Annotated in this window: 7 protein-coding genes; 3 read left to right on the top strand and 4 right to left on the bottom strand. The window is 68.6% G+C overall.

The features are described from left to right. Together TSO5_RS00770 and TSO5_RS00765 are read right to left on the bottom strand one after the other, a co-directional pair. Positions 1-3,349 (bottom strand): hypothetical protein (locus TSO5_RS00770; protein ID WP_247870514.1); only part of this gene is annotated, 3,349 nt, incomplete at its 3' end. A gap of 83 nt (positions 3,350-3,432) precedes the next feature. Further along, the gene (locus TSO5_RS00765; RefSeq protein WP_247870513.1) at positions 3,433-5,376 is read right to left on the bottom strand and encodes an autotransporter assembly complex family protein; all 1,944 of its coding nucleotides are present in this window, start codon (positions 5,374-5,376) and stop codon (positions 3,433-3,435) included. 275 nt (positions 5,377-5,651) lie between these two features. Here TSO5_RS00765 and typA point away from each other — a divergent pair, with 275 nt between their 5' ends. Then, entirely contained in the window at positions 5,652-7,478 is a 1,827-nt protein-coding gene (typA, locus tag TSO5_RS00760) for a translational GTPase TypA (protein WP_109076391.1), read from the top strand. A 111-nt stretch (positions 7,479-7,589) separates the two neighbouring features. Next, positions 7,590-9,263 carry an iron ABC transporter permease gene (locus tag TSO5_RS00755; RefSeq protein WP_109149820.1) on the top strand — a complete coding sequence of 558 codons (1,674 nt, stop codon included), beginning with the start codon at positions 7,590-7,592 and terminating at the stop codon, positions 9,261-9,263. Between the two features lie 117 nt (positions 9,264-9,380). Here TSO5_RS00755 and TSO5_RS00750 read toward each other — a convergent pair whose 3' ends face one another. Together TSO5_RS00750 and TSO5_RS00745 are read right to left on the bottom strand one after the other, a co-directional pair. Continuing rightward, positions 9,381-11,276, bottom strand: a complete 1,896-nt coding sequence (locus TSO5_RS00750) for a potassium/proton antiporter (protein ID WP_109149819.1) — start codon at positions 11,274-11,276, stop codon at positions 9,381-9,383. 119 nt (positions 11,277-11,395) lie between these two features. Next, the gene (locus TSO5_RS00745; protein WP_109149818.1) at positions 11,396-11,902 is read right to left on the bottom strand and encodes an RT0821/Lpp0805 family surface protein; all 507 of its coding nucleotides are present in this window, start codon (positions 11,900-11,902) and stop codon (positions 11,396-11,398) included. Between the two features lie 163 nt (positions 11,903-12,065). Here TSO5_RS00745 and TSO5_RS00740 point away from each other — a divergent pair, with 163 nt between their 5' ends. Continuing rightward, positions 12,066-12,248: a hypothetical protein gene (locus tag TSO5_RS00740; protein ID WP_085089555.1), complete on the top strand. Its 183-nt coding sequence runs from the start codon at positions 12,066-12,068 to the stop codon at positions 12,246-12,248. Positions 12,249-12,252 lie beyond the last annotated feature (4 nt).

Below are 12,252 nucleotides of genomic sequence, written 5' to 3'. Positions count from 1 at the left end.
GCCGGGCATTGTCGGCCTGCAGCCTGATGTCCAACTGCTGGTCGGCGGCGGCCCCCGGACGGATGACGCCATTGGCGGTGATGGTCCCGCCGTTGCGGGTCCGGCCGCGGAAGCTCTGGATGGTGAAGACGTCGCCGTCGCCGACCAGTCGCGCCTCGATGTTGGTGATGACGGCACCCGAGGCCCGGTTCTCGTAACGCCCGTTCGTCAGCACCACCGAACCGCCGAGCGACGGCTTGTCCACCGTGCCGCCGGCCCGCACGTCCAGCCGCAGCGATCCGCGCGCCCGGTCGCCCGATGCGGCGAGCAGATCGTTCGCCAGCGACATATCCACCGTGCCGTCGACCGCCGCCTCCAGCGCGCCCTTGGGCGGCACGCTGACGGCGTAGCTGTCCGGGTCCATCACCAGCGGCAGGGCGGCGTTGGCGGTCAGCGTGCCTGCATTCTTCGGCATGGCGACCCGGCTGGCCAGCGTCAGCCGGCGGTCGCGCCATTGGATATCCGCCGTCGCGTCGATGCCCGGCAGCCCGGCCTGGGTGGTCTGCTGCGCCTTCAACCCGCTGATCCGCAGCGTGGCGTCGGCACGCGGGTTGCGCAGCGTGCCGCCCAGCGACGCCCGCGCATTGGCGACGCCGTCCAGCGCAAGGGTCGGACTGGCCAGCTTCGCCAGCGCCAGCGGCAGGCGGTCGATGGTCAGCTCGCCGCTCAGGCGTTCGCCGTTCAGCCCCAGGTCGGCGGCCAGCCGGGCATTGCCGGACGACAGCCGCAACTCCTTCACCTCATAGCGGCGGTCGGCCAGCAGGATGGTGGCGGGGGCGGTCATCCGCAGATCCTCGCCGGCATAGCGCGCCTGCAGGCGATCGAGGCGGATGCGGGTCACGCCGCCATCCATCGCCAGTCCGCCGGCGAGGTCGAGCGCGACCGGCTGCGCGCCGGTGCCATTGGCGTTGGCCTGGAAGCTGGCCTTCGCCAGCGACCCGTCGACGGAGGCGGTGACGCTGCGCAGCTCGTTGCCGGCAGCGTTGCCGTCGGTCATCTCCACCCGCGCCTTGCCGGTGGGGGTGCCGAGCGCGTCGGCGACGTCGGCCTTGGCCGTCAGTTTCCGGGCGGTCAGCAGCGGTCCGCCCTGCCCTTCCACCCGAAGATTGCTGGCGTCGGCGGTCAGGTTGGCCGCCTGCTTGCCGCCCTTGCCGTCCAGCGCCAGGGTGAAGCTCGCCCCACCGCCGAGCGGCATGCCCGCCAGTTCCGACAGGCCGTTCAGGTTGGGCAGCTTGCCCTCCAGCCGGCCGGTGGCGAGCAGCGTGTCGAGCGCCACCTGCGCCTCGCCGGTGATGCGGTTGGTGCCGTTGGCGATGGTCAGCCCGTCCAGCCGCAGCGTCTGCTCACGCAGGGCATAACGCCCGTCGAGCGACAGCGGAGTCTTGTCCAGGTTGGTGCGGGCCGACACCGTGCCGTTCGGCGTGGCCGGCAGGCCGGCGGCGGTCGCCTTCACCTCCGTGGCGCCCAGCCGGCGGCCCTGCACCACGAGGTTGCGGGCGTTCAGCGTCGCCTGCGCCTGGATGGCGTCGAGCGGGCCGCGGGCGGTCGCCTCCAGCGTCGCCGCTCCCTCCATCGGCGTGCCGAGCGCCGTGCCCAGCGGTTCCAGCTTCGCCACCGTCAGGGTGGTTCGCGCATCGACCTTGTTGTCCGCCAGGGCCGCGGTACCGGTCAGCTTGCCGTTGCGCCCGTCCACCGTCAGGTCGGTCAGGCGCATGGCGCCATCGGGCTCCATGCGCGCAGCCAGCGCCAGCGTCGCCTTGTCGCCCAACACGGCGTCGGCCGGAGTGCCGGTGGACAGCCGGTCGATGGTGCCGGTCAGGTCGGCGGTCAGCGTGCCGTCGGCGACGCGCTTGACCGGCCCGGACAGCGCCACGGTGCCCGCCAGCGGCCGGCCGGCGAGGCCGGACAGCGGGGCGAGGTCGTCGGCGCTGGCGCTGAGCGTCAGGTCGGCCGTCTGGCCCCAGCCGCCGATGGTTCCCTTCGCCTCGGCGCGCGCGGCGGCGGCGTTCAGCGTCAACGTCTCCAATCCGATTCCGCCGCTGCCGGTGTCGATCCGCGCCTTGGCCGCGAGCGTCGTCTCCGGGCCGGTCAGGCGGGACAGCGCCGGATCGTCGGCGGCAAGATCGCGCAGGGTGGCGTTCACCGCGACGTTCAGCGCGCTCAACGCCCCTTCGGCGGAGCCCTCCACCACGCCCTCGCGCCAGGACAGCGGCACCAGCGGGTGCAGGGTTGAATCCGGCCCGGCCTGGACGGTCCAGCGCAGGTTGAGGCTGTTGTAGTCGGCGCCGATGTCGCCATTCACCGTCGCATTCGCGGCGGCGACGGTCAGCGCCAGCGGACGCAGGGTGATGGCCCCCGACGGAGCCCGCAGCACGGTCGCGTTCAGCGTCGGGCTGGGACCGATCAGCGGAGTCACCGTGTCGCCCGCCAATCCGGCGATCAGCGGCGCGAAATTGCCGCCGGCCGCGAGCGTCAGGAGATGCCCCTCCGGCGCCTTCTTGATGGTGGCGTCGGCGTTGAGCGTGCCGGTGGGGGCCGCGGCCTCGCCGGCGGTGGCGGTCAGCTTGCCGGTCCAGTCGTCCAACGTGCCGTCGCCCTTCAACGCCAGGTCTACCGGCGGCAGGCCCGGCATCGACAGCGCGCGGGCCATGACGCCGCCCGCCGGTTCCGATGCATTGACCGACAGGTTGAGCGTGTTCTTGCCGGGATCGAAGGCGGCGACCAGATCGGCCTGTCCGGGCTTGTCGTCGATGCGCGCCACCGACAGGTTGGCGTTCAGCGCCCCGCCGCCATGCTCCAACAGCACCGAGCCGGCGATGCGCAGCACGACCTGTTCGCCCAGCAGCGCCGGCGCCAGCTCCAGCCGTTCGACCACCAGCTTTTTCAGGTCGATGTCCACCGGCAGGCTGGGCAGCAGCGAGGCGTTGGGATCGGACGGCGTGGCGGGCTGGGTGCTGACCGGTGCGCGGGTCACCACCACCGAAGCCGCCTCCAGCGCATCGATCCTGGCACTGCGCATGAACAGGGCGGATGGCGACATCACCACATGCAGCCGGTCGATGGTCAGCCAAACACCCTGGCTGTCGGCCAGCGTGACGGTGGCGATGGTGAAGTCGGTGGGAATGCTGCCGTCGATCGCGCCGAGCTTCAGGTGCATGTCCGGCGATTCGACCGCCCCCTCCACCTTCTCCCTCAGCCATTCGCGGGCGGAATCGCCGGAGAACAGCGAGAAGGCCCGGACGGGCTGCGGATCGGCCAGCAGGCCGGTGAGGATCGTCAGACCGACCAGAAATAAGCGAACCGCCGTCACACCATGCCCTTTCACCAGCGCCACCGTTGTCTCAACCGCAATAAACGGTCATCGTCCCGGAGGATTGGGACGAAATTGCGCCATCAGAACGCCTGCCCCAGGCTGAGATACAGCTGCCAGCGCGCATCGCCGTCGGCGGGGTTGAGGGGAACACCAACATCGACGCGCAGCGGACCGAAGTCGGTGTAGTAGCGCAGACCCAGGCCGGCGCCGACGCGCAGAGGCTCACTGAAGTCGGGATAGGCCGAATCATAGACCGTGCCGGCATCGACGAAGGGCACGATGCCGATGCTCTCCGTCACCTTGATTCGCAGCTCCGCCCCGATCTCGAACAGCGACCGGCCGCCGACCGGATCGTCATAGCGGTCGCGCGGCCCCGCCTTCTGGAAGCCGTAGCCGCGCACCGACCCGCCGCCGCCGGCATAGAAGCGATGGTCGGGCGGGATGTCCGACAGAGTGGTGCCGAGAATGCTGCCCAGCCCGATTCGCGCCGCCGCGACATAGCGCCCGTCATTGCCGAGATCGTAATAGGTGGAGCCGTTCAGCAGCACGGAGGTGAAGGGCGACTTGGTATCGCCGCCCATCGGGAACCACGGCGTCACCTGCAGCGAGGCCCGCTGGCCGGAGGTTGGGTTCAGCAGATTGTCGGTGCCGTTCCAGGCCGCCCCCAAAGGCACGCCGATGAAGGAGGTCTGATAGGTCTTGTCTTCCGTCCGTACCCGCCCGCGCTCGCCGGTCACGCCATAGCTGATGGTCAGCTGGTCGGTCAGCGGCCGTTCCAGCTTGACCGTCAGTTCCGACGCGACCCGGCTGTAGGCCGGCGGCTGGTCGTTGACCACGGCGAAATTGACCACCAGCGACTGCTTCACCGCCAGGAAGTCGGGCTTGCGGAAATTGACGCTGAAGCGCAGGTCCGGCAGGTCGTTGCCCTTGCTCGACGTGCCGCCGGACGATCCGGCCACACGCCCGACATCGACGCCGACGCGCAGTTGCTCCGCCCCGCCGAACAGGTTGCGGTGACCCCAATAGGCGTTGGCGCCCAGCCCGTCCTGCGTCGAATAGGTGACGCCGCCGCCGATGAAGCGGCGCTTGCGCTCGCTGACCGTGACGATCACCGGCGTCACGCCGTCCGGCCCCGGCTCGTCCGCCATCCGCACGCGCACGGTGTCGAAGACCTGGAGGGCGGCGATGTCCTGCCGTGCCCGGTCGGTGGCACCAGGGTCGTAGACCTGCCCCTCCTTCCAGGCGAGGCGCCCGCGCACCAGATCCTCGTCGACCTTCTGCAGCCCTTCGATTCGGGTGGCGCCATAGCGGGTCAGCGGGCCGGGGTCGACGGTGTAGGCGACATCCATCGTCCGGTCGGAATGATCGACCACCACCTCGCGGTCCGAAGCCTTCGCGAAGGCGTAACCGCGCTTGCTCAACCGCCCGACCAGCTCCGATTCGGCGTCCAGCACCTTCTGCGCCACGGCCGGAGCGCCGGCGGCGAGGCCGAGGTCGTCGGTCGCCACCTCCTTCGGCAGGGTGGAGCCATCTGCGCCGCGCACCGTTACCGTCTTGATGTGGTAGAGCGGCCCCGGAGTGACCGCCACCGTCACCTTGACCGGCGGCGCCTCTCCCCCGGCCGGCAGGGTGCCGGCCGCTGCAGGATCCTCGATGCGGATGTCCAGCTTCGCGTCGTAATATCCGGCGGAGCGCAGTGCCGTCTGCAAACGGTCGCGGTCGCTGTCGGCCCGCCGCTCCAGCCCGATCAGCGAGGGCGGATGATCGTCCTTCAACTCCACCAGGGTGGAGGCGTCGCGCAGCGTACCGCGCAAGCCCTCATCCTCGACGCCGGTGATGTCCACCTCATAGGTGATGCCGGCCGGCCGCACCTCCTCTTCCGGCGGCGGGGCCTCCGGCGATACCGCTGGCACGGCGCCGGGGATGCTGTCCGGGGGCGAATCCTGGGCATGGCCGGCGCCCGCCGGCCCCAGCATCAGCAGGGCGGCGACCAGCGGAGCGGCGATGGGGGCCTTGAGCGGCACGGCTGCAATCCTCGTTGCGGCGGCCGCGCGGCGGCGGGAAGCGGAAGCGAAACGGATCATCGTCCCCAATGTAGGGTCCAATCACGCATGGCTCCATCCCGGAAATTCGCGTTAGACCAAAGGGCACGGCGCTTGCGTTTTGGCCGAGGATCCATATATTGCGCCGCAACAGTTTCCCCGACAGCGCCCACGGATTAATCTTCGTCGGGCCTTTTTGTTGTTTGTGGCATGACGCTGCTGCGTGTCGGGGGTGCCATTGCGAGACCGAAGGCTCCATGAATCTCCGTAACGTCGCCATCATCGCCCACGTCGACCACGGCAAGACCACGCTGGTTGACCAACTCCTCAAGCAGGCCGGCTCGTTCCGCGAGAACCAGCAGGTGGCTGAGCGCGCCATGGACTCCAACGATCTGGAGCGCGAGCGCGGCATCACCATCCTGGCCAAGTGCACGTCCGTTCTGTGGAACGACCTGCGCATCAACATCGTCGACACCCCCGGCCACGCCGATTTCGGCGGCGAGGTGGAGCGCATCCTCTCCATGGTCGACGGCGTCGTCCTGCTCTGCGATGCGGCCGAAGGCCCGCTGCCGCAGACCAAGTTCGTGCTGGGCAAGGCCCTGAAGCTCGGCCTGCGCCCGATCGTCGTCATCAACAAGGTGGACCGTCCCGACGGCCGTCCGCACGAGGTGCATGACGAGGTGTTTGACCTGTTCGCTTCGCTCGACGCCTCGAACGAGCAGCTGGACTTCCCGACCCTGTTCGCCTCGGGCCGCAACGGCTGGGCGACCACGGACCTGGAGAACGGCGCCCGCGAGACGCTGACCCCGCTGTTCGAGCTGATCCGCGACCATGTCCCGGCCCCGAAGGTCGAGGAAGACCTGCCCTTCACCATGCTGGCGACCACGCTGGAAGCGAACCCCTATCTGGGCCGCATCCTGACCGGCCGCATCCAGACGGGTTCGGTCAAGGTCAACATGGCCGTCAAGTCGATGAGCCGCGACGGCAAGCTGGTCGAGAACGCCCGCATCAGCAAGGTGCTGGCCTTCCGCGGCCTGGAGCGCGTTCCGGTGGAAGAGGCGCATGCCGGCGACATCGTCGCGCTGGCCGGCCTGACCAACACCACCGTGGCCGACACCATCTGCGCGCCGGAAGTTTCCGAGCCGCTGGCCGCCCAGCCGATCGACCCGCCGACCCTGGCGATGACCTTCTCGGTCAACGACAGCCCGCTGGCCGGCCGCGAGGGCGACAAGGTCACCAGCCGCATGATCCGCGACCGCCTGTTCCGCGAAGCGGAAGGCAACGTGGCTCTGCGCATCGCCGACACCGAGGGCGGCGACGCCTTCGAGGTGGCCGGCCGCGGCGAACTGCAGCTGGGCATCCTGATCGAGACCATGCGCCGAGAGGGGTATGAGCTGGCGATCAGCCGTCCGCGCGTGCTGTTCAAGACCGACCCGCTGAACGGCCAGCGCCTGGAGCCGATCGAGGAAGTCGTCGTCGACGTCGACGAGGAGTTCTCGGGCACCGTCGTTCAGAAGATGTCGGAGCGTAAGGCCGACCTGATCGAGATGCGCCCGTCGGGCGGCAACAAGACCCGCATCGTCTTCCATGCGCCGTCGCGCGGCCTGATCGGCTATCAGGGCGAGTTCCTGACCGACACCCGCGGCACCGGCATCATGAACCGCCTGTTCCACGGCTACGCTCCCTTCAAGGGCGCCATCGCGGCCCGCCGCACCGGCGTGCTGATCTCCAACAGCGACGGCACCGCGGTGGCTTACGCCCTGTGGAACCTGGAAGATCGCGGCCCGATGCTGATCGATCCGGGCGTGCCGGTCTATCAGGGCATGATCATCGGCGAGCACACCCGCGGCAATGACCTTGAGGTCAATGTCATCAAGGGCAAGCAGCTGACGAACATCCGCACCACCAGCAAGGACGAGGCGGTCCGCCTCACTCCGCCGATCCAGATGACGCTGGAAAAGGCGCTGTCCTACATCTCCGACGACGAGCTGGTGGAAGTGACTCCCAAGTCGATCCGCCTGCGCAAGCGCTACCTCGACCCGAACGAGCGCAAGCGTCACCAGCGCGCTGCCGAAGCCAGCTGATAACGGTTCGCATATAGTGTAGAGTACCGGCGGCGCCTGCCCCCTCACCAGGGAGCAGGCGCCGCCTTCTTTTTGCCCCCTCTGTTTGAACCGGTGCGAGGATATTTCCGCATGGCGATGGCGACCGACGCGAAGTCACCCGGCTCCCCGTCCTTCTCTCTCCGCCAGCTGTGGTCGCGTATCGGCCTCACCGGCCTGTTCGCCCTGATCCTCGCGCTGCTGATTGCCCTGCCGATCCTTGCCGTCTTCGTCCAGTCGGCCGGCGTCTCCACCGATCTGTGGGGGCACATGGCGCGGACGGTGCTTCCCGGCTACATCCTCAACACGGTGATCCTGCTGGGCATCGTCGGCGTCGTCACGCTGGTGACCGGGGTTGCCTGCGCCTGGACCGTCACCATGCACGACTTCCGCGGACGCGGGGTCCTGCAATGGCTGCTGCTGCTGCCGCTGGCCATGCCGGCCTATGTGCTGGCCTACACCTACACCGATTTCCTGCAATATGCCGGACCGCTGCAGTCCTTCCTGCGCGCCACCTTCGGCTGGCGGCGCGGCGACTATTGGTTTCCGGAGATCCACACCGCCTGGGGCGCCGGGCTGGTGCTGTCGTCGGTGCTGTACCCCTACGTCTATGTGCTGACCCGCGCGGCCTTTCTGGAACAGTCGGTCTGCGTGCTGGAGGCCAGCCGGACGCTGGGCTGCACCGCCTTCGGCGCCTTCCGCCGGGTGGCCCTGCCGCTGGCCCGTCCGGCGCTGGTTGCCGGCGTCGGTTATGCCCTGATGGAGACGCTGGCCGACTTCGGCGCCGTGCGCTACTTCGGCATCGACACCTTCACCGTCGGCATCTACCGCACGTGGTTCGCGCTGGGCGATCCGGCCGCCGCGGCACAGCTGGCCGCCGTGCTGCTTCTGGTGGTGCTGGCGCTGGTCGGGCTGGAGCGGCTGTCGCGCGGCAAGATGCGCTTCCACCAGACCACCGGCCGCTACCGCGCCCTGCCCGCCCCGCGCCTGTCGGCCCGCGGCACGGTGCTGGCCTGGATCGTCTGTCTGACGCCGGTGCTGTTCGGTTTCCTGCTGCCGGGGGCGGTGCTGATCCGCATGATCCTGCGCGGCGGCACGGAGTTGACGCTCGCCCGCTTCACCGACCTGACTGTGAACACCTTCATCCTCGGCGCCAGCGGCGCGCTGCTGGTGGTCATGGTGGCGCTGATGGTGATCCATGGCGTGCGCCACGACCGCAGCGGCTTCGCCACCGGCGCGGCGCGCCTCGCCTCGCTCGGCTACGCCACCCCGGGTACGGTGATCGCCGTCGGCATCCTCATCACCGTCGGGCTGACGCGGGATTGGACCGGCTGGCCGATGGGCGCCATCCTCGGCACCACCATCGCCGGCATCCTCTATGGCTATCTGATCCGCTTCTTCGTGGTGGCCTATGGGCCGCTGGAGTCCGGATTCGCCAAGATCGGCCCGAATCTAGAGGGTGCGGCCCGCTCGCTTGGCCATACGCCGCTGCAGGTGCTGCGCCGGGTCCATCTGCCGCTGCTGCGTCCCAGCCTGCTCAGCGCCGCCATGCTGGTCTTCGTCGACATCACCAAGGAGTTGCCGGCGACGATGATCCTGCGGCCCTTCAACTTCGACACGCTGGCGATCGAGGCCTTCCGCATGGCCTCCACCGAGCGGCTGGACGACGCCGCCCTACCCGCCCTGGTGATCGTTCTGGTCGGGCTGGCGCCGGTCATCTACCTGAGCCGCACCATCGCCGCGTCGCGTCCGGGCCACCAGGGGTAAGCTCCGGGGGGCTACAGCGTCGTGCGTTTAATATGAAACGCACGACGCTGTAGCTTTATGTTTGACGATCGGATTCACGCTCCAAATCGATTCCGATTTTACGCGATCCGATCTAGCTCAGGCGGCGTCGTTCCGGCTTTCCACCCGTTCCTCGTGGTTCGGTTCAGGCGGTGGCAGCGCCTCCAGCCGGCGTGCCCGAAGCTTCTCGCGCTCCTTCCAGCGCCGGAAGGAGTGCTTGATCCACCAGCCGCGCAACCGTCCGCCGACATCGGCGATCCGCTGGTAGAGCGGCCGGCGCCGGCTGGTCACGCGGGCAGGCTCCAGCGCCATGCCGACGGAGGTGATGGTGTCGTCCTCCATATCGCGCACGATCAGCTCGACCCCGCCCATGCGAACCCGGTCGCCCAGTTCGCAGGAACCGCCGAACTCGTTGCGCAGCAGGTCCCTCAAGGTCAGCCGGGCGTTGGCCATCGACAGCGGCAGGCCGTACATCTCGGCGATCTGCTCCACCGTGGCATCGGGGCTCAGCACCAGATCGCCGTAGAATTCCCGGTCGTTCTGGTCGAGCGCGCGGCTACCGCCATAGAGCTTGTCGATCAGTGGCAACCGGTGCTGCGGCGTGAACAGATAGACATGGTCGCCGGGCTGCAGGGGCTTCGCCTTGTGCAGCGGCACCACCGCGCCCGACCGGATCACCAGCGACGGCTTGGCCCAGCGCGGCATGCGCTGGCCGCGCGCCGCCGGGCTCTTGCCATGGACGGTGTAGGCCACCAGCTCCTGGTCGGCATTGCCGGGAAGCTCCAGCTCCACGCGCTCCACCGGACCGCGGCGCGGCGGAACGATCAGTTCCAGCGCCCGCGCCATGCTGCCGATGGTCCATCCCTGCACCAGCAGCGAGACGACCACGACGACGAAGGCGGTATTGAAGATCAGCTGGCCGTTCTCCAGCCCGCCCAGCACCGGCACCAGCGCCAGCAGAAGCGACACCGCACCGCGCAGGCCGACCCAGGCGATGAAGCTGGTTTCCCGCACCGAAAAGCGGAAGGGCAGCAGGCACATCCACACCGCAGCCGGGCGGGCGACCACGATCAGGACGAAAGCCACACCCAGCGCCGGCAGGATCATGCCGGCGAACTCCCGCGGCGTGGCGAGCAGCCCCAGCATCACGAACATGACGATCTGGCTGAGCCAGGTCAGCCCGGAATGGAAGCGCCGCAGGTCCAGCGCCCCGCGCAGCCTGACATTCCCGGCATAGAGACCGGCGGCGTAGACGGCCAGATAGCCGCTGCCGCCCAGCACGTTGGTTACGGCGAAGATGAACAGCGCGAAGGTCAGCGTCACCACCGGGTTCAACCCGGATTCGAAATTCGCCTTGTTGATGAAGGCCACCAGCAGCCAGCCGCCGGCCAGCCCCATCACCCCGCCCAATGCGAAAGCAAGCACCAGTTCGCCGACGATGGCGACGGGCGAGGCCAGACCGTGGGTCGCCGCCTCGACCAGCAGGATGGTCAGCATGATGGCGACCGGATCGTTGCTGCCCGATTCGATCTCCAGCGTGGAGCGGACACGGTCGCGCAGGGTGATGCCGCCGACCCGCAGCAGGAAGAACACCGCCGCCGCGTCGGTGGAACTGCAGGCCGCCCCCACCAGCAGCGCCTCGCCCCAGCCCAGCCCCATCAGATAATGGGCGGCGACGCCCACCACGCCGGTGGTGACGGCGACGCCCACCGTCGCCAGCGTCATCGCCGGCCAGGCCGCCGCCTTGTAGCTGGCGAGTTTGGTGTCGAACCCGCTCTCGAACAGGATCACCGCCAGCGCCATCGACCCGATCAGAAAGGCGGAGCCGGCATCGTTGAAGGAGATCTGGCCGATCCCATCCTCGCCGGCCAGCAGGCCGATGCCGAGGAAGATCAGCAGCAACGGCGCACCGACACGAAGAGCGAGGTAGCTGGTCAGCACGCTGACGATCAGCAGGGTGGATCCAATGAGGATGATGTAGCTGACCGCCTCCATAAGCCCCGCACGCCGTTCGCATCAGGCCGCCATCCGGCGGAACTCGTTGATTTTGACGGCAACCTTGCACATCCGCAAGGCGTAGGACCCGGAGGCGGTCATTCGGACAGGGTGTACGCTTACGACATCAGCTTCCAGCTACCGTCAGGCTGGCGGCAGGCGGTGCCGCGCGCGACCTCCGTTTTGCCGTCGATCACAACCGTGTGGTTGTAGTCGCGGCAGGTCTGTCCGTTGCTGCCCTGATAGGTCTTCACCGGCTGGATGGTGCCGCGGTTGCCGGACTCCGGGTTGTTCCAGGTGATGGTCTGGTTGTTGGCGACCGCCCGCTCCTCCGCATCCGACGCCCGATTCTGGTCGGCCGGGCTGAAATGCCGGGCGAGTTGCTGGCCGGCATAGGCACCGAGCAGAGTGCCGATGGCGGTGGTCGCCAGCTTGCCGGACCCGCCGCCGAAGCGGGAGCCGAGCAAACCGCCGGCCACGGCGCCGCCCAGCGTGCCGACGGTCTCCGACGTGTTCATCCCGCCGATGCCGCCCATGCTGCCATCGGGATTCTGGCAGGCGGCCAGCGACAGGGCGGCGGTGGCGGCTATGGCGGTGGTGCGCAAATGATTGATGATCGTCCGCATGGTCGTTCCCCCGATTGAACGTTGCACGGTTAAAGTCAGGTCAACGCTTGAAGGGGGAAGAGGTTCCGCCCGAAAGTATCAGGACCGAAAGATCAGCGGAGGATGGAAGCAAAATGCGCTCCCGCGTGTTTAGACACCGAACAGTCAACATGTGGAGGGTAGCATGATGTCCCGTTTGCGTCTGATCGGTGCGGTGTTCGCGCTTCTTTCCGTCACTGCCTGCTCGACTGGCGGCGTGGTCGGCGGTGCGGCCGGTGCGGCCGGCGGTTACGCGGTGGACGGCACCCGCGGCGCCGTGATCGGCGGCCTGGGCGGTGCGGCGCTGGGCACGGCGATCGATCACTAAAAAG

It is taken from the genome of Azospirillum sp. TSO5, from assembly GCF_003116065.1.
Taxonomy (GTDB): Bacteria; Pseudomonadota; Alphaproteobacteria; order Azospirillales; family Azospirillaceae; genus Azospirillum.
The sequence above is the reverse complement of the archived record's forward strand: the minus strand, read 5'-3'. Positions and strand labels throughout refer to the sequence as shown.

Excerpts from the sequence above, each read along its gene's own strand:
- typA (WP_109076391.1), top strand. The coding sequence starts at position 5,652 with ATGAATCTCCGTAACGTCGCCATCATCGCCCACGTCGACCACGGCAAG.
- TSO5_RS00755 (WP_109149820.1), top strand. The coding sequence starts at position 7,590 with ATGGCGATGGCGACCGACGCGAAGTCACCCGGCTCCCCGTCCTTCTCT.
- TSO5_RS00750 (WP_109149819.1), bottom strand. The coding sequence starts at position 11,276 with ATGGAGGCGGTCAGCTACATCATCCTCATTGGATCCACCCTGCTGATC.
- TSO5_RS00745 (WP_109149818.1), bottom strand. The coding sequence starts at position 11,902 with ATGCGGACGATCATCAATCATTTGCGCACCACCGCCATAGCCGCCACC.
- TSO5_RS00740 (WP_085089555.1), top strand. The coding sequence starts at position 12,066 with ATGATGTCCCGTTTGCGTCTGATCGGTGCGGTGTTCGCGCTTCTTTCC.